11 protein-coding genes and 1 riboswitch are annotated in these 15,304 nt (G+C 70.5%); of the genes, 8 read left to right on the forward strand and 3 right to left on the reverse strand.

Annotated features, from left to right (window positions below):
- Window positions 1–241: 241 nt before the first annotated feature.
- A complete protein-coding gene (locus ACIA8D_RS09435) occupies window positions 242–769 on the reverse strand; it encodes a DUF6082 family protein (protein WP_399230298.1) in 528 nt (175 codons plus the stop codon).
- 343 nt (window positions 770–1,112) lie between these two features.
- Here ACIA8D_RS09435 and ACIA8D_RS09440 point away from each other — a divergent pair, with 343 nt between their 5' ends.
- A complete protein-coding gene (locus ACIA8D_RS09440) occupies window positions 1,113–2,297 on the forward strand; it encodes a CobW family GTP-binding protein (protein WP_399230300.1) in 1,185 nt (394 codons plus the stop codon).
- Here ACIA8D_RS09440 and ACIA8D_RS09445 read toward each other — a convergent pair.
- Window positions 2,294–4,750, reverse strand: coding sequence for a DNA topoisomerase (ATP-hydrolyzing) subunit A (locus tag ACIA8D_RS09445; RefSeq protein WP_399230301.1), 2,457 nt, complete (start codon window positions 4,748–4,750; stop codon window positions 2,294–2,296). The two genes, ACIA8D_RS09440 and ACIA8D_RS09445, sit on opposite strands and share 4 nt — an antisense overlap.
- Before the next feature lie 292 nt (window positions 4,751–5,042).
- On the opposite strand from ACIA8D_RS09445, the gene ACIA8D_RS09450 reads away from it, so the two are divergent.
- The 4 genes from ACIA8D_RS09450 to ACIA8D_RS09465 all read left to right on the forward strand — a co-directional run bounded on the left by ACIA8D_RS09450 (window position 5,043) and on the right by ACIA8D_RS09465 (window position 9,895).
- Complete coding sequence (locus tag ACIA8D_RS09450; protein ID WP_399230669.1) at window positions 5,043–6,386, forward strand: M16 family metallopeptidase; 1,344 nt, start codon at window positions 5,043–5,045, stop codon at window positions 6,384–6,386.
- A gap of 17 nt (window positions 6,387–6,403) precedes the next feature.
- Entirely contained in the window at window positions 6,404–7,771 is a 1,368-nt protein-coding gene (locus ACIA8D_RS09455) for a M16 family metallopeptidase (protein ID WP_399230671.1), read from the forward strand.
- 240 nt (window positions 7,772–8,011) lie between these two features.
- Window positions 8,012–8,175: riboswitch (cyclic di-AMP (ydaO/yuaA leader) on the forward strand.
- A gap of 12 nt (window positions 8,176–8,187) precedes the next feature.
- Window positions 8,188–8,988, forward strand: a complete 801-nt coding sequence (locus ACIA8D_RS09460; RefSeq protein ID WP_399230303.1) for a M23 family metallopeptidase — start codon at window positions 8,188–8,190, stop codon at window positions 8,986–8,988.
- 220 nt (window positions 8,989–9,208) lie between these two features.
- Entirely contained in the window at window positions 9,209–9,895 is a 687-nt protein-coding gene (locus ACIA8D_RS09465) for a GntR family transcriptional regulator (protein ID WP_399230304.1), read from the forward strand.
- Between the two features lie 183 nt (window positions 9,896–10,078).
- Here ACIA8D_RS09465 and ACIA8D_RS09470 read toward each other — a convergent pair whose 3' ends face one another.
- A complete protein-coding gene (locus ACIA8D_RS09470; protein ID WP_030021209.1) occupies window positions 10,079–10,360 on the reverse strand; it encodes an HPr family phosphocarrier protein in 282 nt (93 codons plus the stop codon).
- A gap of 188 nt (window positions 10,361–10,548) precedes the next feature.
- On the opposite strand from ACIA8D_RS09470, the gene ACIA8D_RS09475 reads away from it, so the two are divergent.
- The 3 genes from ACIA8D_RS09475 (at window position 10,549) to ACIA8D_RS09485 (ending at window position 15,254) form a co-directional block, all read left to right on the forward strand.
- A complete protein-coding gene (locus tag ACIA8D_RS09475) occupies window positions 10,549–13,389 on the forward strand; it encodes a GNAT family N-acetyltransferase (protein ID WP_399230306.1) in 2,841 nt (946 codons plus the stop codon).
- A 90-nt stretch (window positions 13,390–13,479) separates the two neighbouring features.
- A complete protein-coding gene (locus ACIA8D_RS09480; protein ID WP_399230309.1) occupies window positions 13,480–14,070 on the forward strand; it encodes a DUF5998 family protein in 591 nt (196 codons plus the stop codon).
- Entirely contained in the window at window positions 14,067–15,254 is a 1,188-nt protein-coding gene (locus ACIA8D_RS09485; protein WP_399230311.1) for an alkaline phosphatase family protein, read from the forward strand. Before ACIA8D_RS09480 ends, ACIA8D_RS09485 begins: the two co-directional genes overlap by 4 nt.
- Window positions 15,255–15,304 lie beyond the last annotated feature (50 nt).

The raw sequence follows: 15,304 nt of genomic DNA on the forward strand, positions 1-15,304 counted from the left end.
CGGGGGCGGGGGGGGCACCCCCGGGGGGGGTTTTTAACTACTGGGACCCGTGATCTTTTGGGGGGCCCCCCAGCGCCGTTGTGTTGCTGCTGAGACCTCACAGAGGTCTCAGCAGCAACACACGTCTCATATCAGGTCCAACATACCGGCGGGCCCATGGTTTCGTAGGGCTCATTCGTCAACTTCACCGCAAAGAGCGACATCTGCGCAGGTCGCGGTTGCCTTCGGATGCGTGTCGGCGTCAGTCCTCGGGGGGTTCGCCCACGACCCACCACTGGTCCGTGTCCGCATCCTCCAGCTCCTGATAGAGCGCCTCGGCGATTCGGCCCATCTCTGCTTCTGCGGACGACGGCTCAAGTGCGGCACGGTGGTGACGGGTGCTTTCCCAGTACTCCCGGATGTACGCGCTCTGGAAGAGGTCGCGGAGATGGCCGAAGAGCTCGCGCGGATTGAGCAACCCGGCTTCGTAGAGATGGAAGGCGTTGATGTACCAGAGGTTGGCATACAGGAGTTGACGCCGCTTCTCCGGGGAGACGTCCGCGTCGTAGGTGTCGATCACGACTGCGAGGTCCGGATCGTCGATCGCCTTGCTCAGCAACTCCCAGTGCATGCGCTGCTGATGCGCGCGAGCCAGGCGGTGGCGCTCCTTCGCGGCCCGTTTCGTCTCAGGGCCGAAGCGATGCCATAGGTGTGTCGCGGTGCCACCCGCGAGTCCGCCCACGGCAGCGGCGACTACCGTCCGGCATATCCCTTGACTCTGTGTGGCCATGTCAACCCCCGATTCAGGCGACCGTGCGCCGGTCGTCGGATGCGGGGCGACGGAGACGGAAACCGGCGGCGGTGGGCGGCGCGCTTGCCGACTCCCAGGATGCCGAGCGGCTCTGATCGGCGGGAGGCGGAGAGGAGGCGCACGGGTGCATGATCAGTTCGCGAAAACCGGCGCCATGTCCAACCTGTGCCCAGTGGGCGGCGTTAGCAATCGTTCACTTCGCAGCCATTCCACCCGCTCGTATCCTGGGGCGGCATTCATTCTTCGTAGGAGAGCCGGACCCTGAACCGGCGTGCGCCGCCGCGCACGCCGCGGCGTGCGGTTCGGTGTGAGAGAGGTCGCGTTGAGCAAGGCCAGCCCGCAGCAGATCCCCGTCGTCGTCCTCGCCGGCTTCCTGGGGTCGGGGAAGACCACCTTGCTCAATCATCTGTTGCACCGCAGCGGAGGTACCCGGATCGGGGCGATCGTCAACGACTTCGGGTCGATCGAGATCGACGCCATGGCGGTCGCCGGACAACTGGGCGACTCGACCGTCTCGCTCGGCAATGGGTGTCTGTGCTGCGCCGTCGACGCCAGTGAACTTGATGTGTATCTGGACAAGTTGACCCGGCCCGTCAATGACGTGCATGCCATTGACGTCATCGTGATCGAGGCGAGCGGCATCGCTGAGCCTCAAGAACTCGTGCGCATGGTGCTGGCCAGTGACAACCCGCGCATCGTGTACGGAGGGTTGATCGAGGTCGTCGACACCGCCGAGTTCGATGCCACCCGCGAGAAGCATCCCGAGGTGGACCGGCACCTGGGGATCGCGGACCTCGTCGTGGTGAACAAGGGCGATCGGGTGGGTCCGGACGAACGTGCGCGGGTCCTGGGCGCCGTGCGGGCCGCGGCCGGCCGGGTCGCCGTCGTGTCCGCGTCGTACGGGCGCATCGACCCGGCGCTGCTCTTCGACTGCCGGCCCACCGAGGAGCGGATCGGGCAGCTGTCCTTCGACGATCTGCACCGGCAGGACGAGCAGCACGCCGACCAAGACGGCGAGGACGACCACGCGGCGCACGACGGGCATCTGCACGCCGCCTACGACAGCGTCGCGTTCACCTCCGACGTGCCCATGGATCCGCGTCGGCTGATCGCGTTCCTCGACAGCAGGCCCGAGGGGCTCTACCGCATCAAGGGATATGTCGACTTCGGCGCGGGCGACCCGGGCAACCGGTACGCCGTGCACGCCGTGGGGCGCTTTCTGAGGTTCTACCCGGAGCCGTGGCCGAGCGGCGAGGAGCGGCTCACCCAGCTCGTCCTGATCGGGTCCGGCATCGACACGACCGCCCTCGGCAAGCACCTCGCCGCCGCCAAGAGCGACGCAAAGGGTGTCGCAGCGAGCGACGCAGAGGGTGTCGCAGCGAGCGACGCACAGGGTGACGCAACGAGCGACGCCCCACACGCCGCCGACGAGCAGGGCATGTGGGGCGTCCTCCGCTACGTGCAGGACAAGGGCGAAGCGGAGGAGGTCGCGGACTACGTGCTCTAGACCGGTCCCGCCGTCGACGCCACCGTCTTCGGCAGCGACACGCCCGAACCGTCGCGGCGCGGGTCCATCTCGGGCAGCTCGGCCGGTGTGCCGTTCTTCTGCGCCGCACGCGCGGGCGCCGGTCCCGCCCAGGCCAGGCTCAGGCAGTCCTCGCCCTTCAGGAAGCGCTGGCAGCGGACGCCGCCCGTGGCACGCCCCTTCCTCGGGTACTGGTCGAACGGCGTGAGCTTGGCCGTCGTCTGCACCGAGTCGTCCAGCGTGCCGCGCGAGCCGGCCACGGTGAACACCACCGCGTCGACCGCCGGGTCGACCGCGGTGAACGAGATGACCTTCGCGCCCGTCGCGAGTTTCACGCCGGACATGCCGCCCGCCGCGCGGCCCTGCGGGCGCACGATGGAGGCCTGGAAGCGCAGCAGTTGCGCGTCGTCCGTGATGAAGACCAGGTCCTCCTCGCCGGTGCGCAGTTCCGCGGCGCCGACGATGCGGTCACCGTCCTTGAGTGCGATGACCTCCAGCTCCTCCTTGTGGGACGGATAGTCCGGCACCACGCGCTTCACGATGCCCTGTTCGGTGCCGATCGCCAGACCGGGCGAGGACTCGTCCAGGGTCATGAGGCACACGACCGTCTCGTCCGCCTCCAGGGAGGACAGGAACTCGGCGACCGGGGCGCCTCCGGAGAGGTTCGGCGCGGAGGCCGAGTCCGGGAGCTGCGGCAGGTCGACCACGTTCAGGCGCAGTAGGCGTCCTTCGGAGGTGACGGCGCCGATCTCGCCGCGCGCCGTCGCCGGGACCGAGGAGACGATCACGTCGTGCTTCGTGCGTCTGGTTCCTTCACCTTCGGTGAAGGGATCGCCGTTCGCCGTGCGGGCAAGCAGCCCGGTCGAGGAGAGCAGTACGCGGCACGGGTCGTCGGCGACTTGGAGCGGCACCGCGGACACCGGGGACCCTGCCGACTCCAGGAGCACCGTGCGCCGGTCGTCGCCGAACTTCTTCGCCACGGCGGCCAGTTCGGAGGAGACCAGCTTGCGCAGCTCGGAGTCGGACTCCAGGATGCCGGTCAGCTCGTCGATCTCGCCGTTCAGCTTGTCGCGCTCCGCGTCCAGCTCGATGCGGTCGAACTTGGTGAGGCGGCGCAGCGGCGTGTCCAGGATGTATTGCGTCTGGATCTCGCTCAGCGAGAAGCGCTCGATCAGGCGCTCCTTGGCCTGCGCGCTGTTGTCGCTGTCGCGGATGATGCGGATGACCTCGTCGATGTCCACCAGGGCGACGAGGAGGCCCTCCACCAAGTGGAGCCGGTCCCGCTTCTTGCTGCGGCGGAACTCGCTGCGGCGACGCACCACGTCGAAGCGGTGGTCCAGGTAGACCTCGAGGAGTTCCTTGAGGCCGAGGGTGAGCGGCTGACCGTCCACCAGCGCCACGTTGTTGATGCCGAAGGACTCCTCCATGGCCGTCAGCTTGTAGAGCTGCTCCAGGACGGCCTCCGGTACGAAGCCGTTCTTGATCTCGATGACCAGGCGCAGGCCGTGCTCGCGGTCCGTGAGGTCCTTGACGTCGGCGATGCCCTGGAGCTTCTTGGAACCGACCAGTTCCTTGATCTTCGAGATGACCTTCTCGGGGCCGACCGCGAAGGGCAGCTCGGTGACGACGAGGCCCTTGCGACGCGCCGTCACGTTCTCCACGGAGACCGTCGAGCGGATCTTGAACGTGCCGCGGCCGGTCTCGTACGCGTCCCTGATGCCGGACAGGCCGACGATCTTGCCACCGGTGGGCAGATCGGGACCGGGCACGTACTTCATGAGGGTGTCGAGGTCGGCGCCCGGGTGCTTGATCAAGTGCCGCGCGGCGGCGATCACTTCACCCAGGTTGTGCGGCGCCATGTTCGTCGCCATGCCGACCGCGATGCCCGACGCACCGTTCACCAGCAGGTTCGGGTACGCCGCCGGGAGGACGAGCGGCTCCTGCTCCTGGCCGTCGTAGTTCGCGACGAAGTCGACGGTGTTCTCGTCGATCGACTCCGTCATGAGGGACGCCGCGGCGTCCGGGCGACACTCCGTGTACCTCATGGCGGCCGGGCGGTCGTCATTGCCCAGGGAGCCGAAGTTCCCGTGCCCGTCCACCAGGGGGACGCGCATGGAGAACGGCTGGGCGAGGCGCACCAGTGCGTCGTAGATCGACGAGTCGCCATGGGGGTGCAACTTACCCATGACCTCGCCGACGACGCGGGCGCACTTCACGTAGCCGCGCTCGGGTCGCAGGCCCATCTCGTTCATCTGGTAGACGATCCGACGGTGGACGGGCTTCATCCCGTCGCGGGCGTCGGGCAGGGCGCGTGAGTAGATGACCGAGTACGCGTACTCCAGGTAGGAGCCCTGCATTTCGTCGACCACGTCGACGTCGAGGATCTTCTCCTCGAAGTCGTCGGGCGGCGGGGTCTTCGTGCTGCGGCGGGCCATCGCGGCTGCGGCTCCTTCACCTACAAGAACGGTTACATGAACGGGAACTGTCGCGGACCATTGTGGACCGCCGCACTGACAACGCCGCTCGCGCCCCTTCAGTACCGGGTGTCGCGCGGCCCCGAGAGGCCGCTGCTCGCTCACGGCGTAGCCCCGGCGGGAACTTCGCCAGGTGCCAGCACGCTTGCATACAGTGGCAGCACTCGCAGCAGTTCAGTGTTACAGGACCTGCCGCAGTCCAGAGCTCACCGCGTATTCGCGTTGCACCGCGATCGAAGGGACGTACATGCCCATGGGTCACACGGCCACCGCCGAGGCCGGCTCCGGCGGCCTGACAGCGACCGAGCACCGGCTGGCCAACGGCCTGCGCGTGGTGCTCTCCGAGGATCACCTGACCCCGGTCGCGGCGGTCTGCCTCTGGTACGACGTCGGCTCGCGCCACGAGGTCAAGGGCCGTACGGGCCTGGCTCACCTCTTCGAGCACCTGATGTTCCAGGGCTCGAAGCAGGTGCACGGCAACGGGCACTTCGAGTTCGTCCAGGGCGCGGGCGGCTCGCTCAACGGCACGACGAGCTTCGAGCGCACCAACTACTTCGAGACCATGCCCGCCCACCAGCTGGAGCTCGCGCTGTGGCTGGAGGCCGACCGCATGGGCTCGCTGCTCACGGCTCTCGACGACGAGTCGATGGAGAACCAGCGGGACGTCGTGAAGAACGAGCGTCGCCAGCGCTACGACAATGTGCCCTACGGCACGGCGTTCGAGAAGCTGACCGCCCTCATGTACCCCGAGGGGCACCCGTACCACCACACGCCCATCGGCTCCATGGCCGACCTGGACGCGGCGACCCTCGAAGACGCGCGGAACTTCTTCCGCACCTACTACGCGCCCAACAACGCGGTGCTGTCGATCGTCGGCGACATCGACCCCGAGCAGACGCTGGCCTGGGTCGAGCGGTACTTCGGCTCCATCCCCGGCCACGACGGCAAGCCCGCCCCGCGCGACGGCGCGCTCCCGGAGGTCATCGGTGAGCAGCAGCGCGAGGTCGTCGAGGAGGAGGTCCCGGCGCGCGCCCTCATGTCGGCGTACCGGCTTCCGCAGGACGGTACGCGCGCGTGCGACGCCGCCGATCTCGCCCTGACCGTCCTGGGCGGCGGCGAGTCGTCCCGGCTCTACAACCGCCTCGTACGCCGTGACCGCACCGCCGTGGCGGCCGGCTTCGGGCTGCTGCGCCTCGCCGGAGCGCCCTCCCTGGGCTGGCTGGACGTGAAGACCTCCGGGGACGTCGAGGTGCCGGTCATCGAGGCCGCCGTCGACGAGGAGCTCGCCCGGTTCGCCGAGGAGGGCCCGAGCCCGGAGGAAATGGAGCGCGCCCAGGCCCAGTTGGAGCGCGAGTGGCTGGACCGCCTGGGGACGGTCGCGGGGCGCGCCGACGAGCTGTGCCGCTACGCCGTCCTGTTCGGCGACCCGCAGCTCGCCCTGACCGCCGTGGGGCGCGTCCTGGAGGTGACCGCCGAGGACGTCCAGGAGATCGCCAAGGCGCGCCTGCGTCCCGACAACCGCGCGTCCCTCGTGTACGAGCCGACCGCACCCGCCGACACCGAGACCGCCGAGATCACCGAGGAGGCGGGCCAGTGACGGAGCAGCTCGCGAACATGGACTTCCACCCCCGGCCGCAGGCGGGCGAGCCCAAGCCGTGGGCGTTCCCGGCCCCGGAGCGCGGCGCGCTGCCCAACGGCCTGACGGTGCTGCGCTGCCACCGGCCCGGCCAGCAGGTCGTCGCCGTGGAGGTGCACCTGGACGCGCCGTTGGACGCCGAACCGAAGGGTCTGGACGGCGTCTCGACCATCATGGCGCGGGCCCTCAACGAGGGCACCGACAAGCACTCCGCCGAGGAGTTCGCTGCCGAGCTGGAGCGCTGCGGCGCCACGATGGACGCGCACGCCGACCACCCCGGTGTCCGCGCTTCCCTCGAAGTGCCGGCCTCGCGCCTCTCCAAGGGCCTCGCCCTCCTGGCCGACGCCCTGCGCGCCCCCGCCTTCGACGACAGCGAGATCGAGCGCCTCGTCCGCAACCGCTTGGACGAGATCCCGCACGAGAGCGCCAACCCGGCCCGGCGCGCCGCCAAGGAGCTCTCCAAGCAGCTCTTCCCGGCCGACACGCGCGTGTCGCGCCCGCGCCAGGGCACCGAGGAGACCGTCTCGGCCATCGACGCGGCGGCCGTGCGCGCCTTCTACGACCGCCACGTACGCCCCGCCACCGCCACGGCCGTCGTCGTCGGTGACCTGACGGGCATCGACCTGGACGCCCTCCTCGCCGACACGCTCGGCGCCTGGACGGGCGACACCGCCGAGCCGCGCCCGGTGCCCCCGGTCGTCGCCGACGACACCGGCCGCGTGATCATTGTGGACCGCCCGGGCGCCGTGCAGACCCAGTTGCTCATCGGCCGGGTCGGACCGGACAAGCACGACCGTGTGTGGCCCGCTCAGGTCCTCGGCACGTACTGCCTGGGCGGCACCCTGACGTCGCGTCTGGACCGCGTGCTGCGCGAGGAGAAGGGCTACACCTACGGTGTGCGCTCCTTCGCCCAGGTGCTGCGTTCCGCGCCCGACGGCAGCGGTGCGGCGATGCTCGCCATCAGCGGCTCGGTGGACACGCCGAACACCGGGCCCGCGCTCGACGACCTCTGGAAGGTGCTGCGCACGCTGGCGGCCGAGGGGCTCACGGATGCCGAACGGGACACCGCCGTGCAGAACTTGGTGGGCGTGGCCCCGCTGAAGTTCGAGACCGCCGCGGCCGTCGCGAGCACCCTCGCCGACCAGGTCGAGCAGCACCTGCCGGACGACTTCCAGGCGCAGGTCTACCGGCAGCTGGCCGCCACGGGCACCGTGGAGGCCACGGCGGCCGTCGTGAGCGCGTTCCCCGCGGATCGTCTGGTGACGATCCTCGTGGGCGACGCCGCGCAGATCGAGGAGCCGGTCAAGGCGCTCGGCATCGGCGAGGTCACGGTGGTCGCGGGCTGACCGCGTTTCCCGAGGCAGCTCACGAAGCCCCGGCGCCGTCCTCGGCCGCCGGGGCTTCGTGGTGTCCGTCACGATCTTCTTCAATCACTACACGATCACAAATGTCCGAATTGGTGTAGAGGTTGCCTCTCTGGTCTGTGGCGTGCACTACAAAAGCCGGGTTCTGTTTGTCGATCCAAAGACGCCCCGCTTAGCGTTCCCTCCGGCTGTCCGCCAGACGTACGTCGCGCCCGCGACACCGGACAGTCATCGCCGAGTCCCCGTGGTGCGAGCCAGGGGAGCCGGGGACCCACCGAAGTCCCTGGGGTGAATCGGGCGCTCTTCCCGTCAGGGGAGGGGGCCTGTAGGAGACCTTCCTGCTCCGAACCCGTCAGCTAACCCGGTAGGCGAGAAGGAAGGAAAGGACCAGCCACTTCATGGGGTTCACCCGTGCCACCGGGAAGCACCGCCGTCCCAGCCGCCTGACGCGTACCACCGCTCAGGTCGCGGGCGTCGCCGCGATCACCACGACGGGCGTGGTGGGCGGTCTCGCCGCCCCCGCCCTCGCCGCCGACACCGCGGCAGTGCCGCACGACGGCCTCACGCAGGCCGTCGCCATCGGCGACTCCCTCGCCGACCAGATCGACGCGCAGGCCTCCGCGCAGCAGAAGGCCGCCGCCAAGGCGAAGGCCGAGGCCGAGGCGAAGAAGAAGGCCGAGGAGGCCAAGCGCAAGGCCGAGGCCGAGGCCAAGAAGCGGGCCGCGGAGAAGGCCAAGAAGGAGCGCGAGGCCAAGGAGCGCGCCGCCCGTGAGGCCGAGCGCAAGCGCCTGAACAGCTTCGTGGCGCCGATCTCCGGCTCGTACGTCTCCACCTCCTACCAGGCCGGCAGCGGCCTGTGGTCCTCCGGCAGCCACACCGGCATCGACTTCCACGCCTCCAGCGGCACCTCGGTGCACGCGGTCGGCCGCGGCACCGTCGTCGAGGCCGGCTGGGGCGGCGCGTACGGCAACAACGTCGTGATCAAGATGAACGACGGTACGTACACCCAGTACGGTCACATGTCCTCGATCGGCGTCTCCGTCGGCCAGGACGTCACCCCCGGCCAGCAGATAGGCCTCTCCGGGGCGACCGGCAACGTCACGGGCCCGCACCTCCACTTCGAGGCCCGCACCGGCCCCGACTACGGCTCGGACATCGACCCCGTCGCGTACCTGCGCCAGCACGGTGTGAACGTCTGACCCGACAGCACACTCCACGAAAGCCCCGGCTCACCGAGCCGGGGCTTTCGCGTGCTCGGGTCCGCACTGTCCAAAAAATATCCCCGGATTCAGTTCCCTCGTCGGAAATTCAAGTCCGGTGGAATAGAGTCTCCCGGTAAACGTTCCGGCCGCGCGTCACGCGTGTTTGACCGGGCGTCAATCGACCGCGTATCGCGGGCATTGAGGCGGAGGTCGAGTCATGCGCATTCCCGCGCAGTCGGTATGCACAGCGATCCGCGACGACATCGTCGCCGGCGTCTACGAGCGCGGCGGCAGACTCACCGAGGAACTGCTCGCGCGCCGCTACGGGGTCTCGCGCGTGCCCGTAAGGGAGGCGCTGCGCACCCTGGAGGCGGAGGGGTTCGTCGTCACGCGCAGGCACGCGGGCGCGTGCGTGGCCGAACCCACCGAGCGGGAGGCGGCCGACCTCCTGGAGATCCGCATGCTGCTCGAACCCATGGGTGCCGCCCGCGCCGCGCAGCGCCGCACCGAGGCCCACCTCAAGGTCCTGCGCGGCCTGGTCAGGCTGGGGCAGGAGCGCGCCAGGCGGGGTCAGAGCGAGGATCTGCGCTCCCTCGGAAGCTGGTTCCACGAGACGCTCGTCCAGGCCTCCGGCAGCCCCGGCCTGATCACCCTGCTCACCCAGCTCCGGCACAAGATCGCCTGGATGTACGCCGTGGAGAGTCCGGCCCGACCGGTCGAGTCCTGGGCCGAGCACGGCGCCATCGTCGACGCCGTGGCGCGGGGCGACGCGGAGCGTGCGCGCGCCCTGGCCGCCCTGCACACCGAGCGCGCGACGGCCGCCCACAAGTTGCGCGCCCCCCGCGCGGGCGAGCGTGTGAGGACTTCGCAACATGCAGTCAACACGGTGGGCCGCCAGATTTAACAACGGCGCCGTATACAAATAAGTGCGCTATTCGGTGAATGGGTCGGACGAGGTGCGGGGGTATTTCCGCTGCCTATTTCCGCCTGCTTTCCGTCGCCCAATTCTCGGCGCGGCAGTGAACGAAAAAGCCGCGCACCCCCGAAAGGGGCGCGCGGCTCAGTCGTACAGCTTTTGTCTTTTACGTCAGACGGTCTCGGGAAGCTCCTCGAGCCCCTCGGCGACCAGCTTCGCCAGACGGTCGAGCGCGGCGTCCGCGCCCTCGGCGTCGGAGGCCAGCACGATCTCCTCGCCGCCCTGCGCGCCCAGGCCGAGCACGGCCAGCATGGAGGCGGCGTTGACGGGGTTGCCGTCGGCCTTGGCGATCGTCACGGGAACGCCGGCCGCCGTGGCAGCGCGGACGAAGATGGAAGCGGGGCGGGCGTGGAGGCCCTCGGCCCAGCCGACGTTGACGCGGCGCTCAGCCATGTGATGCTGCCCTTCAGGTGTCTCACGGTTGTCTAGACCAGTGTTCCATACCGGGAGGCGTGCGTGACGCGGACCCAGGTCCTCGCCGGCACGGCCCTTCGGTCCTCCATAGGGTGCCTTCCGTACGCACGGGCCGCGACCCGTACGACCGACCGCCGTCCGTCGGTGCCCGGCCCTACTCTTGCGGCATGGAGACCCCGTCGGACCGGCATGTGTACCCCGCCCACTGGGAGGCCGACGTGGTGCTGCGCGACGGCGGCACCGCGCGGATCAGGCCCATCACGACCGCGGACGCCGAGCACCTGACCAGCTTCTACGAGCAGGTCTCGGACGAGTCGAAGTACTACCGCTTCTTCGCGCCCTACCCCCGCCTGTCCGCCAAGGACGTGCACCGCTTCACCCATCACGACTACGTGGACCGGGTCGGCCTCGCGGTGACCGTGGGCGGCGAGTTCATCGCCACGGTGCGCTACGACCGGATCAACGCGCAGGGCATGCCGGCGACAGCGCCCGCCGACGAGGCGGAGGTCGCCTTCCTCGTGCAGGACGCCCACCAGGGCCGCGGCGTCGCCTCCGCGCTCCTGGAGCACATCGCGGCCGTCGCCCGGGAGCGCGGCATCCGCCGGTTCGCCGCCGAGGTGCTGCCCGCCAACAGCAAGATGATCAAGGTCTTCCGGGACGCCGGATACACGCAGAAGCGCAGCTTCGAGGACGGCGTCGTCCGCCTGGAGTTCGACATCGAGCCCACGGAGGCCTCGCTCGCGGTGCAGCACGCGCGCGAGCAGCGCGCCGAGGCCCGCTCGGTGCAGCGCCTGCTCGCACCCGGCTCCGTCGCCGTGATCGGCGTGGGGCGTGCGGCCGGAGGAGTGGGCCGCAGCGTTCTCGACAACCTGAAGGACGCCGGATTCACCGGCCGCCTGTACGCGGTGAACCAGGCCTTCGGGGACGACGTCACCGAGATCGACGGCGTGCCCGCCCACCGCTCCGTACACGACATCGATCCGGCCGAAACCGTCGACCTGGCGGTCGTCGCCGTGCCCGCGCCGGACGTCCCCGAGGTGGTCGCCGAGTGCGGCGAGCGCGGCGTACAGGGCCTCGTCGTGGTCTCCGCCGGCTACGCCGAGAGCGGCGACGAGGGCCGCGAGCGCCAGCGCGCCCTGGTCCGCCAGGCCCGCAGCTACGGGATGCGCATCGTCGGGCCGAACGCCTTCGGGGTCGTCAACACGTCACCGGAGGTACGGCTCAACGCCTCGCTCGCCCCCGAGATGCCGCGCCCCGGGCGCATCGGCCTGTTCGCCCAGTCCGGCGCCATCGGCATCGCCCTCCTGTCCCGCCTGCACCGCAGGGGCGGCGGCGTCACCGGCGCCAGCGGGGTCTCCACATTCGTCTCCGCGGGCAACCGCGCGGACGTCTCCGGGAACGACGTCCTTCAGTACTGGTACGACGACGCGGACACCGACGTCGCCCTCATGTACCTCGAATCGATTGGCAACCCCCGCAAGTTCACCCGCCTCGCCCGCCGCACCGCCGCCGCCAAGCCCCTGGTGGTCGTGCAGGGCGCCCGGCACAGCGGCATCGCGCCCACGGGCCACGCGGTGCGCGCCACCCGCCTCCCGTACGCCACCGTCTCGGCGCTGCTGCGCCAGGCCGGAGTCATCCGGGTCGACACGATCACCGAACTGGTGGACACCGGCCTCCTGTTGGCCCGCCAGCCGCTGCCCGAGGGACCGCGCGTCGCCATCCTCGGCAACTCCGAGTCGCTCGGTCTCCTCACGTACGACGTGTGCCTCTCCGAAGGGCTGCGCCCCAAGCCGCCGCTGGACCTGACGACGGCCGCGTCCGCCGCCGACTTCCGGGCGGCGCTCGAGCAGGCGCTGGCCGACGAGAAGACCGACGCCGTCGTGGTCACCGCCATCCCCGCCGTGGGGGAGGGCCCCTCCGAGGACGCGGAACTCGCCGCCGCCCTGAGCGCGGCGGCCGCCACAGGGCCCACGAAGCCGGTACTCGTCGTCCACGTCGAGCTCGGCGGCCTCGCCGAAGCACTCTCCGCAGCGGCGAGCACGGGACCGAACGCGCCCGACACGCCACCGCAGCGCACCACCCCCGAGACGGCCTCCGAGGACACGCAGCCGCCCGCCGAGGCGGAGCTCGCCCCGCGCCTCATCCCCGCCTACCCCGCCGCCGAGCGCGCCGTCCGCGCGCTCTCTCAGGTGGCCAAGTACGCCCAGTGGCGACGCGACGCCGCCGCGCCCGGCAAGGTGCCCGAGTACGACCACGTCGACGAGCAGGGGGCCGCCGAGCTGATCACGGAACTGCTCGCCGAGGAGGGAGACCCGCGAGGCGCCGACCTCGCGCCGGAGGACGCCCGCGCGCTGCTGTCCCGCTACGGCATCGACGTGCGCAGCACGCTGCCCGCGCCGGGACCGGACGAGGCCGCGCAGGCGGCGCAGGAGCTCGGCTACCCGGTGGCACTGAAGACGACGGCCCCACATCTGCGGCACCGCCCCGACCTCGGCGGCGTACGCCTGGACCTGTCCAGCGAGGGCGAGCTGCGGCGCGCCTACGCAGACTTGACCCGCCGTCTCGGCAAGCCCGCCGAACTGCGCCCGGTCGTGCAGTCGATGGCGCCGCGCGGAGTCGACACGGTCGTACGCGCCGTCATAGACCCGGCCGCCGGCGCCGTGCTCTCCTTCGGGCTCGCCGGAGCTGCCTCCGAGCTGCTCGGCGACACCGCGCACCGGCTGATCCCCGCGACCGACAAGGACGCGCAGGCGATCGTGCGGTCCATCAAGACGTCCCCGATCCTGTTCGGCTGGCGGGGCGCGGCCCCCGTGGACACCCCCGCGCTCGAAGAGCTGTTGCAGCGGGTGTCGTGCCTGGTCGACGACCACCCCGAGGTCGTCGGCGTCGCCCTCGAACCCGTCGTCGTGGCGGAGCGCGGACTGACCGTCCTCGGCGCCTCCGTCCGGCTCGCACCGCCGCCCGCCCGCGACGACCTGGGCCCGCGCACGCTGCCCGCCGCGTACTGAACCGCCTCGCGAACACCCCGTACGGAGCCCTCACGGAGAGTTATCCACAGGGGCACCGGCAGTCTCTTTTCGGGCCTTAGGATGGACCCCATGGCCAAGACCAGTACGACGACCCAAGGGCTCCGCACGGCGATCGAGCGCAGCGGCTACTACCCGGCTCTCGTGGCCGAGGCGGTGGAGGCCGCGGTCGGCGGCGAGCCGATCTCGTCGTATCTGGTGCACCAGGAGACGACGTTCGACGCGAACGAGGTCCGCCGTCATGTCACCGTCCTGGTCCTGACCGACAGCCGCTTCATCGTCAGCCACACCGACGAGCAGGCGGCCGACAGCACGTCCCCGACGTCGTACGCGACGACGTCCACGGAGTCCGTGCAGATCGGCCGGATCTCGTCGGTCGTGCTCAGCCGCGTCGTCGCCAATCCGGAGAAGTACGTTCCGGGCTCGCTGCCCCGCGAGGTCGTCCTCACCATCGGCTGGGGCGCCGTCTCCCGCATCGACCTGGAGCCCGCGACCTGCGGCGACCCCAACTGCGAGGCGGACCACGGGTACACGGGCAGCACGACGGCCGACGACCTGAGCCTGCGCGTCAGCGAGGCCGGGGACGGCCCGGAGACCGTGCGCCAGGCCCTCACGTTCTCGCAGTCCCTCTCCGAGGCCATCGCGGACGCGGGCCGTCGATGACGCAGGCCGCCTGGGACGACGTAGAGCCGCTGCCCGTCCACACCGCTCCCGTCCCGGCGTACGGCACCGGATCCCTCGCCGACCTGCTGCCCACCATCGGCGCCCATCTGGGCGTGCCCGGCTGCGCCGCCGCGATCCCCGAGCTGCAGCCGGTCGACCGCGCCTGCGTGTTCCTCATCGACGGCCTGGGCTGGGAACAGCTGAGGGCGCATCCCGACGAGGCCCCGTTCCTCAGCTCGCTCATATCGTCCTCGCGCGGCGGCACCGGCCGTCCGATCACCGCGGGCTACCCGGCGACCACCGCGACCTCCCTCGCCTCCGTGGGCACGGGACTGCCGCCCGGCGCGCACGGCCTGCCCGGCTACACGGTGCGCAACCCGGAGACCGGCGAGCTGATGAACCAGCTCCGCTGGAACCCCTGGACGAAGCCGCGGACCTGGCAGCCGTACCCCACGATCTTCCAGCGCGCCCACGAGGCGGGCATTCACACGGCGCAGGTGTCCGCGCCGCACTTCGAGACGACGCCGCTCACCAAGATCGCCCTCAGCGGCGGCACGTTCTACGGCCGTCTCTCCGGCGAGGACCGCATGGACCTCGCCGCCGAGCAGCTGGCCGCGGGGGACCGGTCGCTGGTCTACACGTACTACAGCGAGGTCGACGGCAAGGGGCACCGCTTCGGCGTGGACTCCGACGCCTGGCGCGGCCAGCTCATGTACGTCGACCGCCTCGCGCAGCGTCTTGCCGAGCAACTGCCGCCGCGCAGCGCCCTGTACGTCACCGCCGACCACGGCATGGTCGACATCGCCTTCGACGAGCAGTCCCGCATCGACTTCGACGAGGACTGGGAACTGAGCGCGGGCGTCGCCCTGTTGGGCGGCGAGGGCCGCGCCCGCCATGTGTACGCGGTGCCGGGGGCGGCGGGCGATGTGCTCACCGTGTGGCGCGAGGTACTGGGCGAGCAGTTCTGGATCGCCTCGCGCGACGAGGCGATCGCGGCCGGCTGGTTCGGCCCGCAGGTTGATCAACGGGTGTACGACCGCCTCGGAGACGTCATCGCGGCGGCCCGTGACGACGTGCTCCTGATCGCCTCGCGCAACGAGCCGAAGGAATCGCTGATGGTCGGCAACCACGGCTCGATGACTCCGGCGGAGCAGCACGTACCGCTGCTGGAAGTGCGGTCCTGACCCCACCCGCTCGCCCCGCCCCACCCCACCCCGCGTGATCCGAAAGGTGC

Source organism: Streptomyces sp. NPDC051684, from assembly GCF_044453445.1.
Classification (GTDB): domain Bacteria; phylum Actinomycetota; class Actinomycetes; order Streptomycetales; family Streptomycetaceae; genus Streptomyces.

Bases quoted from the DNA above. Each gene is read 5' to 3' on its own strand.
- ACIA8D_RS09435 (WP_399230298.1), bottom strand. From the start codon at position 769: ATGGCCACACAGAGTCAAGGGATATGCCGGACGGTAGTCGCCGCTGCC.
- ACIA8D_RS09445 (WP_399230301.1), bottom strand. From the start codon at position 4,750: ATGGCCCGCCGCAGCACGAAGACCCCGCCGCCCGACGACTTCGAGGAG.
- ACIA8D_RS09450 (WP_399230669.1), top strand. From the start codon at position 5,043: ATGGGTCACACGGCCACCGCCGAGGCCGGCTCCGGCGGCCTGACAGCG.
- ACIA8D_RS09455 (WP_399230671.1), top strand. From the start codon at position 6,404: ATGGACTTCCACCCCCGGCCGCAGGCGGGCGAGCCCAAGCCGTGGGCG.
- ACIA8D_RS09460 (WP_399230303.1), top strand. From the start codon at position 8,188: ATGGGGTTCACCCGTGCCACCGGGAAGCACCGCCGTCCCAGCCGCCTG.
- ACIA8D_RS09465 (WP_399230304.1), top strand. From the start codon at position 9,209: ATGCGCATTCCCGCGCAGTCGGTATGCACAGCGATCCGCGACGACATC.
- ACIA8D_RS09470 (WP_030021209.1), bottom strand. From the start codon at position 10,360: ATGGCTGAGCGCCGCGTCAACGTCGGCTGGGCCGAGGGCCTCCACGCC.
- ACIA8D_RS09475 (WP_399230306.1), top strand. From the start codon at position 10,549: ATGGAGACCCCGTCGGACCGGCATGTGTACCCCGCCCACTGGGAGGCC.
- ACIA8D_RS09480 (WP_399230309.1), top strand. From the start codon at position 13,480: ATGGCCAAGACCAGTACGACGACCCAAGGGCTCCGCACGGCGATCGAG.
- ACIA8D_RS09485 (WP_399230311.1), top strand. From the start codon at position 14,067: ATGACGCAGGCCGCCTGGGACGACGTAGAGCCGCTGCCCGTCCACACC.